General features: G+C 64.6%; 17 protein-coding genes, 1 tRNA gene and 2 pseudogenes. 9 read left to right on the top strand and 11 right to left on the bottom strand.

Annotation, left to right across the window (positions count from 1 at the left end; all coding sequences use genetic code 11):
• Positions 1-252: 252 nt before the first annotated feature.
• On the top strand, positions 253-513 hold the full coding sequence (locus ONR75_RS13675) for a hypothetical protein (RefSeq protein WP_265083071.1): 261 nt from the start codon (positions 253-255) through the stop codon (positions 511-513).
• 188 nt (positions 514-701) lie between these two features.
• A tRNA-Thr gene (locus ONR75_RS13670) sits at positions 702-776 on the top strand.
• On the opposite strand, the gene ONR75_RS13665 is transcribed toward ONR75_RS13670, so the two are convergent.
• A complete protein-coding gene (locus ONR75_RS13665; RefSeq protein ID WP_265083070.1) occupies positions 764-1,678 on the bottom strand; it encodes an IclR family transcriptional regulator in 915 nt (304 codons plus the stop codon). The genes ONR75_RS13670 and ONR75_RS13665 overlap by 13 nt on opposite strands.
• Between ONR75_RS13665 and ONR75_RS13660 the strand changes: the two genes are divergently transcribed.
• On the top strand, positions 1,653-3,539 hold the full coding sequence (locus ONR75_RS13660; RefSeq protein WP_265083069.1) for an MFS transporter: 1,887 nt from the start codon (positions 1,653-1,655) through the stop codon (positions 3,537-3,539). The two genes, ONR75_RS13665 and ONR75_RS13660, sit on opposite strands and share 26 nt — an antisense overlap.
• A 9-nt stretch (positions 3,540-3,548) precedes the next feature.
• A complete protein-coding gene (locus ONR75_RS13655; protein ID WP_265083068.1) occupies positions 3,549-4,154 on the top strand; it encodes a flavin reductase family protein in 606 nt (201 codons plus the stop codon).
• 310 nt (positions 4,155-4,464) lie between these two features.
• Here ONR75_RS13655 and ONR75_RS13650 read toward each other — a convergent pair whose 3' ends face one another.
• The 3 genes from ONR75_RS13650 to ONR75_RS13640 all read right to left on the bottom strand — a co-directional run bounded on the left by ONR75_RS13650 (position 4,465) and on the right by ONR75_RS13640 (position 6,386).
• Positions 4,465-5,178 carry an outer membrane protein gene (locus ONR75_RS13650; RefSeq protein ID WP_265083067.1) on the bottom strand — a complete coding sequence of 238 codons (714 nt, stop codon included), beginning with the start codon at positions 5,176-5,178 and terminating at the stop codon, positions 4,465-4,467.
• Between the two features lie 250 nt (positions 5,179-5,428).
• Entirely contained in the window at positions 5,429-5,845 is a 417-nt protein-coding gene (locus ONR75_RS13645) for a hypothetical protein (RefSeq protein WP_265083066.1), read from the bottom strand.
• Between the two features lie 187 nt (positions 5,846-6,032).
• Positions 6,033-6,386, bottom strand: coding sequence for a hypothetical protein (locus ONR75_RS13640; RefSeq protein WP_265083065.1), 354 nt, complete (start codon positions 6,384-6,386; stop codon positions 6,033-6,035).
• A 270-nt stretch (positions 6,387-6,656) separates the two neighbouring features.
• On the opposite strand from ONR75_RS13640, the gene ONR75_RS13635 reads away from it, so the two are divergent.
• Together ONR75_RS13635 and ONR75_RS13630 are read left to right on the top strand one after the other, a co-directional pair.
• A complete protein-coding gene (locus tag ONR75_RS13635) occupies positions 6,657-7,199 on the top strand; it encodes a tetratricopeptide repeat protein (protein WP_265083064.1) in 543 nt (180 codons plus the stop codon).
• Positions 7,200-7,504: 305 nt separating this feature from the next.
• Entirely contained in the window at positions 7,505-8,284 is a 780-nt protein-coding gene (locus tag ONR75_RS13630) for an NAD kinase (protein WP_265083063.1), read from the top strand.
• A 502-nt stretch (positions 8,285-8,786) separates the two neighbouring features.
• On the opposite strand, the gene ONR75_RS13625 is transcribed toward ONR75_RS13630, so the two are convergent.
• The 3 genes and pseudogenes from ONR75_RS13625 to ONR75_RS13615 form a co-directional block, all read right to left on the bottom strand.
• Complete coding sequence (locus ONR75_RS13625) at positions 8,787-8,930, bottom strand: hypothetical protein (RefSeq protein WP_265083062.1); 144 nt, start codon at positions 8,928-8,930, stop codon at positions 8,787-8,789.
• A 96-nt stretch (positions 8,931-9,026) separates the two neighbouring features.
• Positions 9,027-9,907: pseudogene (locus ONR75_RS13620) on the bottom strand (AraC family transcriptional regulator).
• A 301-nt stretch (positions 9,908-10,208) separates the two neighbouring features.
• Entirely contained in the window at positions 10,209-11,111 is a 903-nt protein-coding gene (locus tag ONR75_RS13615) for a LysR family transcriptional regulator (protein ID WP_265083061.1), read from the bottom strand.
• Positions 11,112-11,240: 129 nt separating this feature from the next.
• On the opposite strand from ONR75_RS13615, the gene ONR75_RS13610 reads away from it, so the two are divergent.
• On the top strand, positions 11,241-11,792 hold the full coding sequence (locus ONR75_RS13610; protein WP_265083060.1) for a carboxymuconolactone decarboxylase family protein: 552 nt from the start codon (positions 11,241-11,243) through the stop codon (positions 11,790-11,792).
• A gap of 124 nt (positions 11,793-11,916) precedes the next feature.
• On the opposite strand, the gene ONR75_RS13605 is transcribed toward ONR75_RS13610, so the two are convergent.
• On the bottom strand, positions 11,917-13,617 hold the full coding sequence (locus ONR75_RS13605; RefSeq protein ID WP_265083652.1) for a methyl-accepting chemotaxis protein: 1,701 nt from the start codon (positions 13,615-13,617) through the stop codon (positions 11,917-11,919).
• Positions 13,618-13,968: 351 nt separating this feature from the next.
• On the opposite strand from ONR75_RS13605, the gene ONR75_RS13600 reads away from it, so the two are divergent.
• Positions 13,969-14,514 (top strand): response regulator, encoded by a 546-nt coding sequence (locus ONR75_RS13600; protein WP_265083059.1) that lies wholly within the window; start codon positions 13,969-13,971, stop codon positions 14,512-14,514.
• Between the two features lie 17 nt (positions 14,515-14,531).
• Positions 14,532-15,128, top strand: a complete 597-nt coding sequence (locus ONR75_RS13595; protein WP_265083058.1) for an Hpt domain-containing protein — start codon at positions 14,532-14,534, stop codon at positions 15,126-15,128.
• Positions 15,129-15,239: 111 nt separating this feature from the next.
• Here ONR75_RS13595 and ONR75_RS13590 read toward each other — a convergent pair whose 3' ends face one another.
• From ONR75_RS13590 to ONR75_RS13580, 3 genes and pseudogenes are all read right to left on the bottom strand, one after another.
• Positions 15,240-15,950: a hypothetical protein gene (locus tag ONR75_RS13590; protein ID WP_265083057.1), complete on the bottom strand. Its 711-nt coding sequence runs from the start codon at positions 15,948-15,950 to the stop codon at positions 15,240-15,242.
• Between the two features lie 214 nt (positions 15,951-16,164).
• Positions 16,165-17,159: pseudogene (locus tag ONR75_RS13585) on the bottom strand (DUF2336 domain-containing protein).
• A 503-nt stretch (positions 17,160-17,662) separates the two neighbouring features.
• Positions 17,663-18,673 carry a lytic transglycosylase domain-containing protein gene (locus tag ONR75_RS13580; RefSeq protein WP_265083056.1) on the bottom strand — a complete coding sequence of 337 codons (1,011 nt, stop codon included), beginning with the start codon at positions 18,671-18,673 and terminating at the stop codon, positions 17,663-17,665.
• Positions 18,674-18,749: the final 76 nt, after the last annotated feature.

Here is an 18,749-nt window from a genome sequence, read left to right as displayed (position 1 = left end):
CTGCAATCTGGCGTTAGGATAATCGAAGCCTTGGCAGGATGGGTTAAGGCGCGGTTGTAAACTGCCGGTAAGCCTAACGCGTAAGCATGCAAGGTCGTTCAATTGCCTGCAGCGGCAGGACGGAAACGTTAACGTCGTCCGTCCTGCCGCTGCGCGCCCGGACGCTTGCGGGCCATGGGCGCGCGTGATGCAATGGCCGGAACTCAAGTCCATGCCGGGTGTTTGCAACTCACACTTTGCGGAGAGACGACAATGAGATTTCTCAGTGCAGCCCTGATCCTGTCGATGCTCGCGGCGACGCCCGCGATGGCGCGGCACTGGAAACATCCGCGCCACGAGACCTTCGCCTACAAGGCGCCGGGCGAGCCCTACCGCATCGACTTCGGGCATAATTACGGACCGGGCCTGCTGCCCGGCACCTTCGCCTATTACGACGGCCCGCTGCGCGTGCGCTGCGACCAGTCCGCCGCCGCCTATCGCGGTCAGAACGGCCGCGCGCATCCCTGCAATTGAGAGATCGAGGGCCTGGCGGCGCGGCTGGCGATTGACTGGCTGCGACACGAGGCTTCGGGGCCAAATCTCCGCGTGCTGCTGAGCAACGACTGAGTAGCCTCTCCGCTGCAACTCTGATATTCGACGGCGCAGCACGGCGGCGGAATCAGCGCGGTCGCGGCTGCAATGCACAACGCATTGATCTTATTGCCGGTTTAGCTCAGCGGTAGAGCAGCGGTTTTGTAAACCGAAGGTCGGGAGTTCAATCCTCTCAACCGGCACCAGCCACCCAGCCCGCAGTAGCCGAGATGGCGGCGGCTTTTTGGCGCAGCGCCTGCGCCGTGTCTCCCGATAGCGCATCGTCCAGAATTCCGATCGGGCCCATCATGGTGATGGCCGCGATCATGAAGCCGGTCTGGTCGAAGATCGGCGCCGAGATCGAGGTGAAGTTCGGCAACAGCGCGTCGCGGCAGCGGCTGATGCCGTTCTGACGGATCGTGCGCTGCATGTCGTCGACCTCCACCCGGTTCGCCGGCGTATCGTCCGAGGTGGCGCCCGCGCGGGCGCGTTCTTCCTTGAGCTCCTGATGCAGCATTGACTCGGTAATATCGCCGGGAAGATGCGCCAGGAAATTGCGGCCCAGCGCCGAGCGCAACAGGCTCAGGACGCTGCCGACCCGCAGTTCTATGATCGAACGGCTGCCGCCACCTTCAACGCGGTAGATGATGGTCGGCCCGCGATTGCCCCAGACCCCGAGAAACACGGTATGGCCGACCGTGCCCGCCAGCTCGGCCATCACTGGACGCGCCGCGGTGAACACGTCGAACTGTTCGATGGCCGCCATCCCGAGTTTCAGCGCGTAAGGACCCAGCGCATAGCAGCCGGTGTCCACCTCCTGCCGGACGATGCCGACAGCCTGAAAGCTGACGAGGTAGTAATGCACGTTCGCCGCCGACATGCCGGTGCTGGCAGCGATCCGCTTCAGCGGCACCGGGCGCAGTTCGGTGCGCAGGAAATCGAGAATCCGGAAGCCGATCTCGATCGATTGGATGCCGCGTCGGCCGGGCCGTTCAGCCTTTAGCAGTTTGGCCGGCTTGGCTGTCGTCTTGCCGGCCGCCGTGCTCGCAGCCGCCTTTTTCGCGACCGCTCCGGCTTTGCGGGTGTCTGAGGGTTTCACAAAAATCATTGAAAATCAGCAGTTTGCGGGCGGATTCCGGCTGCCCCATTGTTGGGCTGTTCGGGCAAGTTTTTCAAGCTTGCGATGTTTGATAATATCATATCAGTATGACCATGTCATATCTGGGGTCCGCAGTTTCGTCGCGCCGGCCCCTGCAATGGGGGCTGAGATCATGAGTACAATTTCGCTGGCAGCGGACGCGGAACGCGATCTGACCAGGAGCGAGGAAAAGCAGGTGGTGCTGGCGTCGACGCTCGGCACGATCTTCGAGTGGTACGACTTCTTCATCTACGGCTCGCTTGCCGTGTTCATGAGTTCGGTGTTGTTTCCGCCGGATAACCCGACCGCTGCGCTGCTTGCCTCGCTGGGAGCGCTGGCCGCGGGCTTTGTGATCCGCCCGATCGGCGCGATCCTGTTCGGCCGCATCGGCGATACCGTCGGTCGCAAGTACACCTTCCTGATCACCATCGTGATGATGGGCGGCAGCACCGCACTGATCGGCTTCCTGCCGTCCTACGCGTCGGTCGGCAACGCCGCCTGGATTTCGCTGGTGGCGCTGCGCCTGATCCAGGGACTCGCCGTCGGCGGTGAATATGGCGGCGCAGTTATTTACGTCGCCGAGCACTCGCGCCCGAACCGGCGCGGCCTGCTCACTGGCTGGATCCAGATCACCTCGTCGATGGGACTGGCTCTGTCCATCGTGGTGATCCTTGGCACCCAGGCCGTCATGTCCGATGCCGACTTCAAGGCATGGGGCTGGCGCGTGCCGTTCATCGTGTCGATCGTGATGCTGGCGTTCTCGGTCTATGTCCGCGCCAAGCTGCATGAGTCGCCAGTGTTCGCGCGACTCAAGGCCGACAGGAAGTTGTCGAAGCAGCCGGTGCGGGATGCTTTTGCCCGCTGGTCCAGCCTGCGGCTGATCCTGATTGCCCTGTTCGGCGTCACCGCCGGCATGGGGTCGACCTACTTCACCGGCCAGTTCTACGTCATGATCTTCATGCAGCAGGTGGCCAAGATCGACCTGCAGACGTCGTATATGCTGATGGCCACAGGCCTGATCATCGGCGCGCCGAGCTTCGTGTTGTTCGGCTGGCTGTCCGACCGTATCGGCCGCAAGTGGCTGATGATGACCGGGCTGCTGCTGGCGGCAATATGCTACCGTCCAATGTTCGCCGCCCTGCTCGAAGCCGCCAATCCCCAGCTGGTGGCGGTGACCCGCAGCGCGCCGGTCACCGTGCATGCCGACACCGCCAGCGACGCCTGCGGATCTCGGCCTGATCGCGGCCCTGGTCGGTACCCACAGCGACCACCTGAAGCCCTGCGTGCAGGCCAAGAAGCTGCTGATCTCCAGCGGCATCAACTTCAGCTACGCCCCGCCCATCCCGGGCCAGGCGGTGTCGATGTCGGTGCAGGGCAAGACGATTGCCGGCTTCGCTCCAGCCGAATACCGCAAGGCGCTGGCCGACGCCGGCTACCCCGCCAAGGCGGACCCGGCCCGGATCTCCTCGGTCACCATCGTGCTGCTGCTGGTGGCGATGACCGTCATGGTAGCGATGGTGTACGGCCCGGTGGCCTCGTTCCTGGTGGAGCTGTTCCCGGCCAACATCCGCTACACCGCGCTGTCGTTCCCGTATCACATCGGGGCCGGCATCCTCGGCGGCTTCCTGCCGTTCATGGCGACCTACCTGTCACTGGCCGTCGGCGATGTGTTCGCCGGCCTCTGGTATCCCGTGGTGATCACCGCGGTCACCATGGTGATCGGCACCATCGTCCTGCCGAGCAAACCGGCCTTGACGGCGGAGTAATTCCGCCCTCCCCGCCTTCCCCACGGGCTGCTTCGGCAGCCCGTTTTCATTCGCCATCACAATAGAAGTCCCTCATGCTGTTCGACATGTCAGAACTCCCCGCGGACGTGACCTACAAGATCCTGACCGCGACGGTGACGCCGCGCCCGATCGCCTGGATCACCACGCAATCGCCGGACGGCATCCGCAATGCCGCCCCGTTCAGCTTCTTTAACGTCATGGGCCACGAGCCGCCGACCGTGGCCATCGGCCTGCTGCGGCATCCGCAGCGCGGCTTCAAGGACACCGCGCAGAACATCGTCTCGACCGGGGAGTTCGTGGTGAATCTGGTGCCGTCGGCCATGGCCGACGCCATGAACGTCACCTGTATCGACGCGCCGCCGGCCACCGACGAACTGCTGCTCGCCGGGTTGAACACCGTGCCGTCACTCAAGGTTGCCCCGCCGCGCATTGCCGACAGTCCGGTGGGCTTCGAATGCCGCAGCATCGCTACCGTCCTCACCGGCCCGCTTCAGTCGGTGGTGATCGGCCAGGTGCTGTGCGCCCATATCGCCGAAGCTTTCGTCATCGACGCCAGCCGCGGCCATATCGACACGCCGGCGCTCGACCTGATCGGCCGCATGCACGGCAGCGGCTGGTATGCGCGCTCGACCGACCTGTTCCAGCTGACCAGGCCATAGCGCCTCACAGCCACGCCCACACCAGCAGGGCATTAATGGCGCAAGCGGCGAGCAGCGCGACCGCCAGCCCCGCCTGCACCCCGTCGATCCCGGTTTTGAACAGCGTATCCATGACGCAGGGAACATCGGGCGATTCTGGCAAGAGAGTCTCGGAACTTATTTTCCGGCTGATTCAGGACTCGTTTACTTTCGATTCCCGCCCCCGGCCGTCCCGGCTCCCCGCCCACTCCGCCGGCACGTACCGACGCAAAAAGGCCGGCACGAATGCCGGCCTTTGCGAACGCCAATGGCGTCAGTCGTCTGTGTCGGCTCAGTAGCGCGCGACTTCCGGGCCACCCCAGCCGAACCGGTAGTTCAGGCCAGCCTTGATGGTGTGCTCGTCGTTGTTGTAGCTCGCCGAACCCGCCGGAATAGACGCTGCGGTAACGGTGGTGTTTCCGAAGTTATAATACTGATATTCGACCTTGGCCGACCAGTTGGGTGCAAACATGTATTCCAGACCGGCGCCGACGGTGTAGCCGTCCTTCGAATTGCCCGAGGTCGAGAATCCCGGTGCCAATCCTGCGCCGGGGATCACGCCGATATCGTTGCTGCCCTTCCAGGCATAACCACCCTTGGCGTAGAGCAGCGCCGGACCCCAAGTATAACCGAGACGGCCGGTGACTGAGCCGAGCTGATCGTTATTGGCGGTCACAAGCGTGCCGTTCGGGAACAGCCGGCCGGTGTTGTTGCTGTTCATCCAGCTGTACTGGGCTTCGATACCGATCACCCAGTTGGTGGCGAACTGATAGTCCGCGCCGCCCTGCACACCGCCCATGAAGCGACCGCTGTCGCCCTGGATGCTGCTCGAGTCGCCGAACGCGCCGCCGAGATGACCGCCGATATAGAAGCCTGTCCAGTTATAAACTGCAGCCGGTGCGGTGTAGGCCGGCGCCTTCGTATAGGTGCGCGCCGGCAGATCGGCCGCAGATGCCGAGGCCGTCAATGCGACCAGAGCCGTCGCCCCAAGCAGAAACTTCTTCATGGTAGATCCCCTGTTGTTCTAACTGACATTCGAAAAACAACATGGCGGCAATTTGGTTGCTTCCGGGCGACGCCGCAGCAGCGATGAATCCGCAACTGTGATGAAGCAGCAACACATTGGGTTCCATCGCGTTTTCGTGTCATCTCACTCGCGAATGGTTCACCGCTCACGGCAACTTGATCGGACGGAACCGATCTCTCCCCGGCGCGTGTGAATCATCGCGTCGCGATGTGGCGCGCGGGTTCCGCGTTCAGCGGGTCATGGCCTGCAGTTCGGGGAACGGCTGAAAGGTCGCGCCGGCGCAAGCGTCGCTGCTGTTCTCGATCACGCGGTCGAGACGGCCGTCGACGAACATCACGCCGCGCTCCTGCGGCGCCTGATACTTGCCGTCCATATCGCGGGCGGTGTAGCGGACGCAGCTGACATAGCGCAGCCGGCCGCCCACCGTGCGCTGCACCGGCTCGGCCAGCGCGGCATCGCGAACGCCGACGGGATTGTTGATGTAGGTCCTGAAGAACGACAGCAGATCGGCTCTGGCGTTCTTCGGCACCGGCTGCGCGGCCGTACCCTGGTCGTCGGTGAAACTGATGCCGCGCTCCATGCCGCCGCAACACGCCAGCGCCAGAGGCAGCAGCACGATGGCCGCGCGCTTCGCAAAATTCCGCAATGCTCTACCCGTTCCGGAGATGTCCGGCGCGCCGGACGACGGCGCCTTCCTAGACCGTTCGCGGCGGAAATGGAATTGGCGTCGGGGTCTGCGTTCAACAACCGCGGCCTGCTGCCGGGGATGGCAGCAGGCCGGTGGCGATGTCCGCGACCGCGGTGGGCTAATGAGCCGCGGCCGCGGCGCACCCTCAGCCGCGCTTGATGTGCGCGACCGTGGCCCGGTGAGCGGTATGCTTGAAGGTCTTGTGCATGCCGAGCTTCTCGTGGAAGCGATGGTGATGCCGGATGTGGCGGCGATGCGGCTTCACGGCCTGCGCCTTGGCATCGAGCACCGACGGCTTGGCCTGCACCTTGCTGTCGGCCACCGGCTTGACCTCGGTCTTGACGTCGGGCTTGGCAACCTTGGCATCCGACTTGATCATCGGCGCGGCGGTCTCGGTCTTCGGCGCGGTCTTGCCGACATCCTTGCCGGTGTCGAGCACCGGACCGGCGGCCATGGCGGGGCCGGCGAGCAGGGAAGCGAGGATCAGCGCGGCAGACATTTTTTCAGCATGGTCGTCTCCTGTCGATGTCGATCACGAAGTTGACCGGTCGGGTTGGCCGGGCTTGTCGATCATGCAGCCACCGTAGCGGGGGCGCGCTGAACCCATTCTGAAGCGCGGCGACGGACTTCGTTCATGTCGGTGACATCTCTGTCATGTGACGCGGACGGCCGGCGGCATTTGCGCTGCCGGGGAATGCCGGGCGTTTCGCGGGGTTTGTCTTCCACGACTTTCATGGCAGATTGTCTGCCTCGAACCAGGGAGCGACCCATGACCCGTTTCGCGATCAGGCTGACCACACTGGCGATGTTTTCCGCGGCGCTGGCCGCCGCACCTTTGTCCACCGTGTTCGCGGCAGGCGGCGATACGCCGTCCTCGCCGCCGGCGTCCGACGGCAAGTCCACCAAGGACAAGAAGAAGAGCTCGGGCCTCGAGGATCCCGCTTTCATCAAGGGCTATCGCACGGCCTATGCCACCATCTACGACAAAAACGACTACGCCGCGGCGATCGCGCAGCTCAAGGCGCTTGATGCCGACGACCGCGCCGACGTCGCCAACCTGATCGGCTATTCCTATCGCAAGCTTGGCAACTATCAGGTCTCGCAGGCCTGGTACGAGCGCGCGCTGAAGGCCGATCCCAACCACGTCCGCACCTGGCAGTATTACGGCTTGTGGCAGCTCGAACAGGGCAACCGCGACCAGGCGCAATATCACCTGGGCCGGATCGGCGCGCTGGCCGGCACCGACTCCGCCGAATACAAGTCGCTGCAGGCCGCGCTGGCGCAGGCTCCGGGCAACGGACTGGTGTACTGAGAAAAACACGCAGCTGTCGTCACCCGCGCATGCGGGTGACCCAGTAAACGCCGACGCCACGGCGCCATCACCGGCGCCGCGGAATACTGGATCGCCCGGTCCTGGCGCGCAATTGCGCGCAGGCCGGGCGACGACAATTGAGAGGGCCGCGCCGCCTTCAGCCCGCCCGCTAACCATCCTGCGCCCGCGCGCTCGACACCCTGCCCGGCACGCCCTTAACTGCCGGCTCGACAAGCCGCGTCAACGCCGCTAGACGACGCCCCGCGCCATCGCCCTCCTCCGTCGCCGCAAAGGCCCGCGATCCCATGACCCCGTCCAAGCGTTACGAGCGGATCGCCTTCGTCGCCAGCCACAGCCCGGAGGCCGAGGCGGCGCTGGCGCAGCTCACCGCGCAATACGGCAACCGCGACGCCAATGATGCCGACGTCATCGTGGCGCTCGGCGGCGACGGGCTGATGCTGCAGACGCTGCACGACCACATGCGCTCGGGCACGCCGATCTACGGCATGCATCGCGGCACCGTCGGCTTCCTCATGAACGAGTTCAGCGCCCATGATTTACACGCCCGGCTGGCGGCGTCGAGCGAGACCGTGATCCATCCGCTCTTGATGCGCGCCACCGATGTGCATGGCGACGTGCACATCCACCACGCCATCAACGAGGTCGCGCTGTTTCGCCAGACCAACCAGGCGGCACGGCTGCGCATCCTGATCGACGAGCGCGAGCGCATGGCCGAGCTCACCGCCGACGGCATCATGGTGGCGACGCCGGCCGGCTCCACCGCCTACAATCTCTCGGCGCAGGGCCCGATCCTGCCGATCAACGCCTCGCTGCTGGCGCTGACCCCGATCAGCCCGTTCCGGCCGCGGCGCTGGCGCGGCGCGCTGCTGCCCAACACCGCCATCGTGGTGATCGAGGTGCTGGACAGCGACAAGCGCCCGGTCGCCGCAGTCGCCGACCACGACGAGGCCCGCGACGTCCAGCGCGTCGAGATCGTCTCCGACAAGTCGATCTCCATGCGCATGCTGTTCGACCCCGGCCACAGCCTCGAGGAACGCATTTTGAGCGAGCAGTTCGGGTTCTGAGCCGGACGCGCCGGTTCGGGACGGATTTGTCCGGCGCGGCAACGGGTTAAGCGCCATCCGGCGCTGCACCGGCGATTTGGCCACGATCGCGCCGCAAGCGCCGGAAATCGTTGCGGCAAACTTCAGGCAGCGCCGCACGCGGGCGAAATCGGCTGCGGCCAAACCATGGCAGCGCCGCAATCCGGCGTTTGCCGCAGATTTGGCAGCGTTCGGGCGCCCCGCCACACCGTCGCCATGTCATGGACTAAATTCCTCGCTCCGTGGAACGCGCGTTCCACGCTCACGGTATCGTGAATGCCTCCCCTCCCCGCGAGCGCAGCGAGTGGTGGGGAGAGACCGGGGGTGGGGGCGCGAGGACGCTCAGGCGGCGTCGAGCCTAGCCAACTCGGCGGCAAAATTAATCCGCAACGGGTCAGCCTCGTCGTCGGGCAGCCAATTGGCCAAACATACACGCCAGCAGCCAATTAGAGATGCTTTTTAGAACTGAGGGCGGTTGATCAGATCAGCCGCCGCTTTTTTCCGCCAACCCCAGCTCAGCGCGCAGTATCCGGAAGGCTTCGTCCAGCGGTTGGGTGCGGCCGGCATCGGCGTCGGCCAGGCCTTTCGAAAGCGCCTTGGCTAATTCATCCGGTTCGTCGGGCTTCATGGCATTTGTCTCCGTTTTGAAGAGCCCCCCACCCTAGCCCTCCCCACCGCTTCGCGGGGGAGGGAACGAGACTGCAAGTGTTGTCCATCGCGTCCTCTATTTCAAAGGCAGGTACAGGTCGGTGATTGCTTCGTGCTCCGGCACGTCTGGAAAAAGCTCACGCGCTGGGCATAAAGTGGAAACTCTCTTGGTTCTTCACCGCTTGCAGGCAGCCACTGACCATAGAGAAACTTCGCTGCGGGTCGTAGATTGTCACTCTCACCGATAATGCGCAGCACCGCGCAACGGCCTGCCGGAATCAGGCCCGCCTCCATACCTTCATCGGCGGGCGTTATGGCACGATTGGTCGCGGCAGCCAGATCGATCCGATAGTCCTCGGCGGCAACGCTGTCGGGATCAGTGTGGAAGATCGTATAAGTAGCGTGGGTCGCGGCGCGCACGCCACTCGCCTTGCGCCAGGCAATGAATTGGCGAATTGTCTCGCCCAGCCTTTCGGGATCGCCACGGTGGCTCATGAAAGCGACAGGAACGTCGGCTTCCTCCCGAACGGAGACATCATCGATGGAAAAGTTCTGCGTCATGATCTGGCTCCTTATTTCAGCCAACGGCTCCATTGCCGCTGCCCATGCCGACCAGTCCGGATCCTCGCGAAAAGCCCTCGGCGCCTGCCCCATTCGCTGACGAAAAGCCCGGGCAAAACTGTCCGGAGCTTCGTAGCCGGCATCCAGTGCAATCTCGGTGACCGATACATCGCACCGATAGGCAAGGCGCCATGAAGGTCGTTTCATCCTCGCCAACTGCACGTACCGATGCAGCGAGAGGCCGAAGATTGCCCTGAATTGCCTGTGGAAATGGCAGGCGGAAAAGGCCGCGACCGAGCTCAGCGCTTCCAGCCCGAGATCGCCGTCGAGATTGCTGTCGATATGCGCGACGACACGCTGCATGCGAGCATGGTATCGAGCGAGATCGGCAGGCAGCTTTGACACGAGATATTCCTTGTTGGTGGCAAGCCAGCAAATAAGGTCCGGAATGGGCTAGCCGCTCGACCGATCTTGCGATTTTTGAAAGTAATTGCAAAAGCAAACAAGATTGACGCGAGGCGAGCACGTTCATTCAAGGCAGCTTCTCGGAGGCCACTATTCTCGGGCTTCAGTGACGGTCGTATCGACGTGCAGAAGGTCTGCATAAGCCGCGACGGAGCTCTGGCAACCCCAGTTTGGCGCGCAGTTTCCGGAAGGCTTCAGCCAGTGCCATGATGCTGCCGCAGCGCCCCTCCCCTCACACACTGAATACCAGCCTTGCCTTCAGCCGTGGGGCGACGAAGTCCATGAAGGCGCGCAGCTTGTGCGGCATCAGTTTTGCGTCGGGCGAGACCAGGTTGACCGGCAGCGGCGTCGGCTCGAACTTGCGCAGCAGCAGTTGCAGCCGGCCGTCGCCCACGGCGCCGGAGACCTGGTAGCACAACAGACGGGTGATGCCGGTGCCGGCGCAGGCGGCGTCGGCGGCGGCCTCGGCGGTGTTGACGGCGAAGCGCGAGCGGATCGCCAGCCGCTCCACCTTGCGGCCGGCGCGAAAGGTCCACTCCTTGCTGCCTTCGAGGCCGGTGAAGGTGACGCAGTGATGCGCGCCGAGATCGGACGGTTTTGACGGCATGCCGCGCCGCGCCAGATAGGAGGGGCTGGCGCACACCACCTGATGGATGCTGGCGACCCGCAGCGCCCGCAGGCTGCTGTCCGGCAGCTGGCCGACGCGCACCGCCACGTCGACGCCGTCGGCGACGATGTTGGCAACGGTGTCGGACAGATGCAGCGCGACGTCGATGTCCGGATAGGCGGCGAGGAATTCGGCGACGATCGGCGTCAGGTGCAGCCGGCCGAGCGCCAGCGGCGCGCTGACCGTGAGGCCGCCGCGCGGCGCCTGGTATTCGCCGGATGCCAGCCGTTCGGATTCACCGATCTCGTCGAGCAGCCGGCGGCAGCGCTGGAAATACAGCTGGCCGGTGTCGGTCAGGGTCACCTTGCGCGTGGTGCGCGTCAGCAGGCGCGCGCGCAGATGATCCTCGAGCTCGGCGACCTTGCGGCTCACCGAGGTCAGCGGCGTGCCCAGCCGCCGCGCCGCTGCGGAGAAGCCGCCGGCCTCCACCACCGCCACGAAGGCCGTCATCGCCTCCAGCCGATCCATCGCCATTCTCCCACTGAGCGGAATAGTACTTCCCGATCATACCGGATACCGCGAAAAGCGGAAAGCGCTGAGATTGTGGACATCGGCACCGACCGAACAACGCAACGCCGCACAGAGAAGGATCTCATCATGTCCCGCATCACCACCATCGCCAGCATCGCCGCCGCCCCCGAAGCCGCAAAGCCGCTGCTGGAAGCCGTCAACAAGCAGATCGGCTCGGTGCCCAACCTGTTCCGCGTGGTCGCCAACAGCCCGGCGGCGCTGGAAGGCTATCTCGGCCTCAACGGCGCGCTGGCCAAGGGCAGCCTCGACGCCAGGACCCGCGAGCGCATCGCCATCGCGGTGGCCGAGGTCAACGGCTGCGGCTATTGCCTGTCGGCGCATGCCTATCTCGGCAAGAACGTCGCCAAGCTCGACGATGCCGAGATCACCGCCAACCGCTCCGGCGCCTCCAACGATCCCAAGGCCGATGCCGCCGTGCGCTTCGCGGTCGCGGTGGTGACCGCGCGCGGCCATGTGGGCGATGCCGACCTCGCCGCCGTCAAGGCGGCCGGCTACGACGACGCACAGATCGTGGAGATCGTGGTTCACGTCGCGCTCAACACGCTGACCAACTACGTCAACGAGGTGGCCGGCACCGCCATCGACTTCCCGGCGGTGGCGCTGCGCAGCGCCGCCTAAGCGCAAGCGGGCGCAGGCAAGACCGGGCGGTCCTGCCTGCGCCCTACCGCTTCAACGCGTCGACAACCTGAGACGACTGCCAGGGGATGAACGTAGGGTGACCCGCGTTCATCCCTTTCGTTGTCTACGCGGCGCGGACCGTGTTCAGGAACTTGCCCACCTCGGACTTCAGCCGGTTGCTGTCGCTGGAGAGCGACCGCGCGGCGGAGAGCACCTGGGACGACGCCGAGCCGGTTTCGGTGGCGCCGCGCTGCACATCGACGATGTTCGACGTGACCTGCGTGGTCCCCTGCGCGGCCTGCTGGACGTTGCGCGAGATCTCCTGGGTGGCGGCGCCCTGCTCTTCCACCGCGGAGGCAATCGTGGAAGCGATTTCGGACATCCGCCCGATGGTGGTGCTGATCTCCTTGATGGCCGAGACGGAGTCGCCGGTCGCCGATTGCATGCTGGAGATCTGCGCGCTGATTTCGCCGGTCGCCTTGGCAGTCTGCTCCGCCAGCGCCTTCACTTCCGATGCCACCACGGCGAAGCCGCGGCCGGCGTCGCCGGCGCGGGCGGCCTCGATGGTGGCGTTGAGCGCCAGCAGGTTGGTCTGGCCGGCAATGTTGTTGATCAGCTCGACGACAGCGCCGATCCGGCCGGCGGCGTCGGCTAGCAGCGTGACCCGGTTGTTGGTCTTTTCCGCCTGCGCCACGGCATCCCGGGCGATGCGCGCGGACTCCTGCACCTGGCGGCTGATTTCGTTGACCGACGACGCCATTTCCTCGGTGGCCGATGCCACCGACTGAACGTTGGTGGACGCTTCCTCGGAGGCGGCGGCCACCAGGGTGGTCAGTTCCTGCGTCCTGTCGGCGGTCGAGGTCAGCGTGTTCGCCGATGCCTCGAGCTCGGTCGATGCCGACGACACGGTGTCGATGATTTCGCCCACCGCGCTTTCGAAATCGCTGGCGAGCCTGTGCATGTCGGCCTTGCGCTGGACGGCCGTTCGCTTCTCGCCTTCTTCCTGATCGGCTTTCATACGCGCCACTTCCAGCCCGTTGGTCTTGAACACCTCGACCGTGCGAGCCATGTCGCCCAGTTCGTCGGCGCGCTCGGTGCCGGGCACCTCCGCCTGCAGCTCGTTGCGGGCAAAGGCCTCCATCACGGTTTTCAGCCGGGCAATCGGCTGCGCCATGCCCTTGATGCCGATGAACAGCGCAGCCATCACGGCGATGAGAATGCCAGTCCCCACAGCAACCAGCGACGTGACGATGGTCGAGTTGGTCACCTCGGTCATTTCGTCGGATTTCTTCTTGGCGTAAGCTTCCATCTGTCTGGTCAGCCCGCGCTGTTCATCCAGACCTGCATTCATTTGACCGACACACTCGGCCTTGAGTCTGCCCAGCGCATTCATCACGTCATCCGGATTGGCCGTCTTCGCTGCAAATTGAATCGCCGGATCGCACGCCGCAAAGCTCGCATGAACTTTCCCGGCGACAGCGTTCGCCGCATCGGCCTTCTCCGGAACGTCCTTGGCGATCCGTGCCAAGGCCTCGCCGTAGGATTGCCGCGATTTCGCAACGGTTTCGGTCAGCCGCGCATTGCCCTGGTCCGTCGTCTCTGCCGCCAGCTGAAAAACCGACGAGAGAAACGTTTCCATGAACCGGCCGGCACGCGTCGAAAGGACCGTCGCCCCATTGACCCTTTCGATCAGGTCCGAATAGGCATCATCGATCACGCGCATTCGCATCGACGAATTCGTGACCGCTCCCATCGCGACGATGGCCAGAAGGACGACGATCAATCCGATCTTGAAGACGATTTTTCGATTGTTCAGCCACGACATCATGATGTTGGTCTTTCCTGGGCAGTGTGGGGTTGCTCAGGCGCCTCGAACGAGGCCGTCCCGTCTTCGGGGCGTGACGCCGTCAATGAAACTTCAGCCGATGACCTGAACCCAAATTCGACGCTAGGGCGCAGCGCTTTCGTAAACGTTAAGGTTGAAAATAAACTAATACCTTACTTTTACGTGTTCGACCTTGCGTACTCAGGAGGCAAACCCGCGGCCGCAGGCCGCACGGCCCCGCTTGTGCAGCTTCGCCACCCGGCAAGGATGGAAGAAACCCTTCATTAACCCCGCCGCCATATGGTTAACGCCGGGTAACCCGACTCAGCGGGTGCCCCGGTCCGGGCCGCCATGTATCGCATCGACTTCAACAAGCTGCGCTTCCTGATCTGCGACGACAATCCGCACATGCGCAGGATTCTGCGCACGCTGCTGCATTCGTTCGGCGCGCGCGAAGTGTACGAGTCCGAGGACGGCGCCACGGCGCTGGAAATGTACAGCCACTACGTGCCCGACATCGTCATCACCGACTGGTCGATGCCGATCTTCGACGGGCTGGAGCTGGCGCAGATGATCCGGCAGCCGGAATCCAAGGGCAATCCCTACGCGCCGATCATCATGCTGTCCGGCCATTCGGAGAAGCGCCGCGTCACCACCGCGCGCGATGCCGGGGTCACCGAATTTCTCGCCAAGCCGATCTCGGCCAAGTCGCTGTACCTGCGCATCATGAGCGTGGTCGCGCATCCGCGGCCCTTCATCAAGACCAAGAACTATTTCGGGCCGGACCGCCGGCGCAACACCACCGTCGCCTATATCGGGCCGGAGCGCCGCAACGGCGGCGAGGCCGAGATCTTGCCGCAGCCCTCGTTGATGGACAAAGCCCGCGTCTCCGGATAGCGCGCTGAGGAGAGAACATGGCCAGATCCCGCACCGCCGCCGTCAAGGTCGAGACCTTCCCCGACCATTCCATCATCACCCCGCCCAACCCGTTGCGCCGGGTGATCCGCCGCGCCGATCCGCGCGAGATGAGCGCGGCCAGCGAGATCGACGCCGCGGTGGCGCGCGCCGAGAAGGCGCTGGCCTCCCTCTCCGGCGAATTCAAGACCTGGATGCAGATCGAATGCGACCGGCTGGTCGCCGCGCACGAGGCGATGACCGCGCTCGGCATCACCAAGGCGACGCGCGACGAGCTGTTCCGCGCCGCCCATGACATCAAGGGCGACGCCGCCACCTTCGGCTTTCCCACCGCGGGGGCCGCCGCGCACAGCCTGTGCCGGATCATCGAACACGCGCCGGCGCTCGACCGCGTGCCGCCCGACCTGATCGCCCATCACATCAACGCCATCCAGGCGATCGTGCGCGAGCATACCGCGATCGACACCTCCGGCATGGCCGACGAGCTCAGCGCCAAGCTGCGCCGCGTCGCCGATGACTATCTCGCCGCGGTCAACAAGGATCGCCCGGAGCATCTCGAAGCGGTGCTGGCGCCGAGCCTGGTGCCGGCGGATTGATTGACACTGTCATTCCGGAGCGCGCGCGGCGATAGCCGCGAGCGAACCCGGAATGACAGTGTGGCGCTACGCCGCGATCGGTCGAGATAAACAGCGCCATGGGCTCGCGCATCACTGTTTGCATTCCCGACATTGCGACGCATCTCCAATGAACAGATAGCGGTTGATGCGCAGCTTGTTTGGGAGGTAAATGACGTCGCTTCCAGGAGGCTTTTTCTCGAGCGGTTCTAGCCAAGCAAGCTTTTGACGAACGTCGATGACGATTGGATCGTTCGTAATTTCGACAGATGCTCCCGCGAAGCGAACGGATGGACCCAGGACGGACGGAATATCCCGAACCGGCAGCAGTCTGGCAGTGGCTGGATCCTGCGGATTTGAGAACAACAGCAAGCGCGGCAAATTATCGTCGACCAGATCGCGCTTCCCTATCTCTTTGAGAAATTCCGGCATTTCATTGACCGAAGTCCCAAAGCCGAAGGCACGGGGAGCAAGCCACAAGGCTCCCCAGCCACCAGTGCTGCTGTACGGGCGCCCCCAATCTTCGCCCAGCAACGAAGTAACGACAAGCCCGCGGTCGCCGAGATCAATGAGAGCGGCCTGCCCCTTTATCGTAGAGGAATAGGAGCCAACATCACCAAGCGTAGGACCACTGTGCCACGTGACTTCGATCACGCTCGTTCCAACACGAGCCTTGCCATCCACCTCGATATTGACGGTCAGCCGATAGCGGTAGGTGTAATTGGGAAATTTGTACCAATAGCCCGCTGCCAAGACCCCCGTGGCGAGAACGAGCGCGAATAGGGATGTGAGCAGAACACGCATCATATGCCTCCAACTTCGCGACGAGGGACTTGCAGGCGGTGTCATTCCGGAGCGCGAGAGCGCAGCTCAAGCGAACATAAGCCACTCCTATTGGAGTGGCGGGGAATCTCGAGATGTTCAACCGAATTTCGGAATGTTCAAAACAGTCCAGGATTCCGGGTTCGCTCGCGCTATCGCGCTCGCGCCCCGGAATGACAACGTTAGCAGTGTTGCGCTACGCCGCAATCAAGTCGCGGTAGAACGGCGCCATGGCCTGCTGGATCGCCAGCTCGTCGCAGAACACGCGGGCTTCCTCGCGCGCGGATTCGGTGGCGAAGCGGCGCAGCAGGATCAGCAGCGGCTCGGTCGCCGCCGGATCGGTCTCGCAGATGGTCAGCACGCGCTCGACCATCTGGCGGCGCAGGCGCACCGCGCCGCCGACGCTGTTGATGAAGCCGATCTCGCCGCGCGCGGCGAGCGCCGCACGGAACGCCGGGAAGGTGCTCTCCGGCAGGCCGGCGCGGGTCAGCAGCGCCGTCAGACTGTTGCCGGCGCCCTCCTCGACCACGGCGGCGACGCGGGCCGGCGACAGGCCGGACAATTCCACCAGCGCCTGGTCGAACAATTCGAGATTGCCGGACAACAGCGCGCGCAGGATCAGGCCGGGGTGAGCTGTCCGACCGCGCGCAGGTGATGCACGAGGTCGGCCATCTCGTCGCCGCGCGAGCGCGAGGCGATGTTGACGGTGGAGCGCGCCATGGCCTCGGAGGCGACGCGTTCGGCGCGCTCCGGCGACAGCCAGTTGCGGCCGACCACGAAGCGGGTCAGCGTGTCCGACAGTTTGGCGACCAGCGCCAGGCGCGTGGCGGCGGGAAGATCGTCGAGCACCAGCATGGATTCGCGGATCGCCGCCAGATGGCCGTGGCGCTCGACGATGCGGTCCCAGGAAAAGTCGGCCAGTTCGGCGGCGGGATTTTCGATCAGCTCCAGCGCCGCGGCGGCCGAGCCGACTTCGGCGATCGCCGCGCAGACCGAGGCCGGCAGGCCCTGGCGCCGGGCGATGGCGCATTGCAGCTCGCTGTTGCCGGTGGCGACGATGTCGACCAGGTCGGCGTCGATCAGCAGCGTGGAATGTTCGAGCACCGGCAGCGCCACCGAGGGCTGATCGAGCGACAGCGCCTGCACGATGGCGGCGGGCGCCACGGGGCTGCGGGAAAACACTTCGGCCATGGCCTGACGCACCAGCGGCGAGGCATCGTCGAGCAACATCAAGAGCGCGCCTTCGGCGGCGGCGCGATCGTCGTCGGTGAGATCGGAGAAGATCCAGGCCCGCGCCAGCGACCGCGTCGCCTCGGCGCGCTCTGTGGCTGGCGCGGTTCGTACCCAACTGATGAACTGCCGAACGATCATGGCCCTGCCGGCTTACGCAACTTGAAAGACACCGTGACGCGATGCCACTGTCAGACAAAATAAACCATGGCGCTTAACAAAGGGTTCACCATAACCGCCTGCGTTTGTTGATGTTTTGTTAAGGAAGCGGGGACGGGTGGGTAACTCTCCGTCATCCCCGCCGAAACGCGATTGCGTTTCGGCGGGAGGCGCCGTCGCGCAGCGACGGCCTCGAAGGATGGGCCGCACGCGCCTGTGGCCGCATCCTTCGAGGCTCGCCCAAGAAGGCGAGCACCTCAGGATGACGACGTTCGTTTAGTTGTTGAAGCGTAGTTACAGTATAGTTAGTTGCTGAATACGCCGCTGCGGTCGCTGAACAGGTCGAGCGGCTTGGGCACGCCGACTTCCGGCGTGCGCGGCAATGCGGCGGTGGTCACCGGGCTGGTCGACGAGGTGAGCGAGGTGCCGTTGGCCCACAATTCCTGCACCGCCGGCGAGACCGGCTGGGCGCGCTCGCCGCCCTGGAACAGCGAGCGGAACATCGGCGGCTCCTGCGCCGATGCCGAGGTGTCCGATGCGAAGCTGGCGACCTTGGCCGTGCGCAGGTCCGGAAAGCTGGCGAGATAGGCGGCGTTGTCGACCGGCGCAGCAGCGGCGCTTGCGGCCGTGCCGGCGGTCACGCCGGCGCCGGCCATGGCGGTCTGCGTCGTCGACGAGCCGGCGGCTGCGGCATAGCGCGTCGACAGCACCGAATAGACATCCGCAACGCTGCGCGCGCTGCCGCTCTTGTCGTAGAAAATTGAACGGTTGGCCTCGGCCGCATTGGGAAACAGCGCGGCGCCCGAAGCGTTCGGGTTGTTCTCGGCGTTGGTGATCAGCTTGGTGGCGCCGCTGACGCCCATGAAGTGCGCCATGTACAGTTCGACGTCGGTGGGACGGCGGCCGATGGCGCCGGTCAGCTTGAAGCTGTTGGACTGGGTCAGCACGCCGGCCATGGCCGAGGCGGCGACCGGATCGTCGCGCAGCTTCAGGATCTCGGCCTTGGCCGCGGGATCGCTGACCGAATAGCTGCCGGAGTCGGACTTGCTGATGGCATCGGCATACTGGCCGTAGCCGAGCTTGCTGCCGGCTTCCTTGACGGTGCCGAGCCAGGTCTGGTCGATGAACTGGAACAGGCCCTTGGCCGACGAGGTCGAGGCCGAGGCCTTGGGATCGAGGTTGGATTCCATCTTGGCGGTGGACAGCAGATATTCGAAGCTGGTGCCGGTGGTGACGGCGGCCTGCTTGATCGCGCCGGTGACGCGGCTGCGCGTCGTATCGAGCGCCGTGCTGATGTTCGAAACGTCGACCGCCATGTCCTGGTCCCCGCCCCTGGGAGCCCACCGGCTTTCGGCGCCACGCGCGCCGATGCCCTGCATTACCCTGGGCGAT

The sequence above is a fragment of the Rhodopseudomonas sp. P2A-2r genome, from assembly GCF_026015985.1.
Classification (GTDB): Bacteria; Pseudomonadota; Alphaproteobacteria; order Rhizobiales; family Xanthobacteraceae; genus Tardiphaga.
This window is presented reverse-complemented; position numbering and strand designations above follow the sequence as displayed.

Bases quoted from the DNA above. Each gene is read 5' to 3' on its own strand.
- ONR75_RS13675 (WP_265083071.1), top strand. From the start codon at position 253: ATGAGATTTCTCAGTGCAGCCCTGATCCTGTCGATGCTCGCGGCGACG.
- ONR75_RS13665 (WP_265083070.1), bottom strand. From the start codon at position 1,678: ATGATTTTTGTGAAACCCTCAGACACCCGCAAAGCCGGAGCGGTCGCG.
- ONR75_RS13655 (WP_265083068.1), top strand. From the start codon at position 3,549: ATGCTGTTCGACATGTCAGAACTCCCCGCGGACGTGACCTACAAGATC.
- ONR75_RS13650 (WP_265083067.1), bottom strand. From the start codon at position 5,178: ATGAAGAAGTTTCTGCTTGGGGCGACGGCTCTGGTCGCATTGACGGCC.
- ONR75_RS13640 (WP_265083065.1), bottom strand. From the start codon at position 6,386: ATGTCTGCCGCGCTGATCCTCGCTTCCCTGCTCGCCGGCCCCGCCATG.
- ONR75_RS13635 (WP_265083064.1), top strand. From the start codon at position 6,657: ATGACCCGTTTCGCGATCAGGCTGACCACACTGGCGATGTTTTCCGCG.
- ONR75_RS13630 (WP_265083063.1), top strand. From the start codon at position 7,505: ATGACCCCGTCCAAGCGTTACGAGCGGATCGCCTTCGTCGCCAGCCAC.
- ONR75_RS13625 (WP_265083062.1), bottom strand. From the start codon at position 8,930: ATGAAGCCCGACGAACCGGATGAATTAGCCAAGGCGCTTTCGAAAGGC.
- ONR75_RS13615 (WP_265083061.1), bottom strand. From the start codon at position 11,111: ATGGATCGGCTGGAGGCGATGACGGCCTTCGTGGCGGTGGTGGAGGCC.
- ONR75_RS13610 (WP_265083060.1), top strand. From the start codon at position 11,241: ATGTCCCGCATCACCACCATCGCCAGCATCGCCGCCGCCCCCGAAGCC.
- ONR75_RS13605 (WP_265083652.1), bottom strand. From the start codon at position 13,617: ATGTCGTGGCTGAACAATCGAAAAATCGTCTTCAAGATCGGATTGATC.
- ONR75_RS13600 (WP_265083059.1), top strand. From the start codon at position 13,969: ATGTATCGCATCGACTTCAACAAGCTGCGCTTCCTGATCTGCGACGAC.
- ONR75_RS13595 (WP_265083058.1), top strand. From the start codon at position 14,532: ATGGCCAGATCCCGCACCGCCGCCGTCAAGGTCGAGACCTTCCCCGAC.
- ONR75_RS13590 (WP_265083057.1), bottom strand. From the start codon at position 15,950: ATGCGTGTTCTGCTCACATCCCTATTCGCGCTCGTTCTCGCCACGGGG.
- ONR75_RS13580 (WP_265083056.1), bottom strand. From the start codon at position 18,673: ATGGCGGTCGACGTTTCGAACATCAGCACGGCGCTCGATACGACGCGC.